The following is a 1,096-nucleotide window of genomic DNA, read 5'->3' as shown; positions in this document are numbered from 1 at the left end:
TAGCTTGGCTCGTGAGCGAGCATACGCCGAGATGGTGCTAGAACAGGGTGGACCGATTGTCCCTCACTTCATCGATGCTGACGACGCCCTGGTCTTTCGCTGGTTCAATGATGACATCCCTTACCATGACGAACCCTATGCAGGTCTATCCCACCTAGCCATGGAAAAGCTTTTAGTGGAAGCTGCCCATAAACTGGGAGCGGATACCATTTTAACCGGTATGGGAGCTGATGAACTGCTGGTAGGAACACGCCTGAGTATGGCGAGTCAGTTGCGCCAAGGTCAATGGTTAGCAGCATTTTCCGAAGCCCAACGCATGGCACAGGCTAATAACCAGAGTATCTGGTCAATCCTTTATCAATTCGGCATTGGGCCTGCTTTGCCGATGCTGATGGTGGGTACTATTGGCACCTGGTGGCGGGGTGGGTTTGGACGCTGGCCCAAGGTCGGAAAATTTGCCATTCCTCCCTGGATATTGCCCGAATTTGCCCAATGTTTCAAAATGCAGACCATTGGCAAACAAAATGCTCAAAGACTATACGGTGGTTCCGCTGAATTATCTGTGGATTTGTGGTCTCTCCAAACCTCCGTAGGTGATTGGTCTCGATGGTATCTGGCAGCACCACAAGGTATGCACAACTCCCATCCTTTTCTTGATTCTCGCGTGCTGAGTTTCTGCCTAGAATTGCCCACAGCCCTCAGAGAAATCCCTGGTATGCCCAAGCCAGTTCTGCAAACAGCTATGCGGGGAATACTGCCAGAACCAATTCGCACCAGACGTGACAAAGCTACATTTAACGATATCTATTGGCTTGGTTTGTCTAAACATTTACCCTGTTTAGAATTCATGGTGCGTAATTCCCCCAGCCAAGAATTAGGCATATTTGATGCCCAGCAACTGATTCACGCTATGCGCCAGGCTGCCGTTGGCATTGGAAATATGGAAGCTATCTATCACATTAACACGACATTGGCACTCATCGCTTGGTTCGACCAAATGATGGCAGCACAGCATCAACCTCTAGAAGCACCAACGGAAGTACACCAGCTACATCGGCAAGTCGAAATCACTTGTTAGTATCATGTTCGGGTGGGA

General features: G+C 49.5%; 1 protein-coding gene. It reads left to right on the top strand.

All coding sequences use genetic code 11. From position 1 onward, the window contains the following. A partial coding sequence (locus F6K53_RS44830; protein ID WP_293087533.1) for an asparagine synthase-related protein occupies positions 1-1,078 on the top strand: 1,078 nt, incomplete at its 5' end. Positions 1,079-1,096: the final 18 nt, after the last annotated feature.

The organism is Moorena sp. SIO4A1 (assembly GCF_010672065.1).
Taxonomy (GTDB): Bacteria; Cyanobacteriota; Cyanobacteriia; order Cyanobacteriales; family Coleofasciculaceae; genus Moorena.
This window is presented reverse-complemented; position numbering and strand designations above follow the sequence as displayed.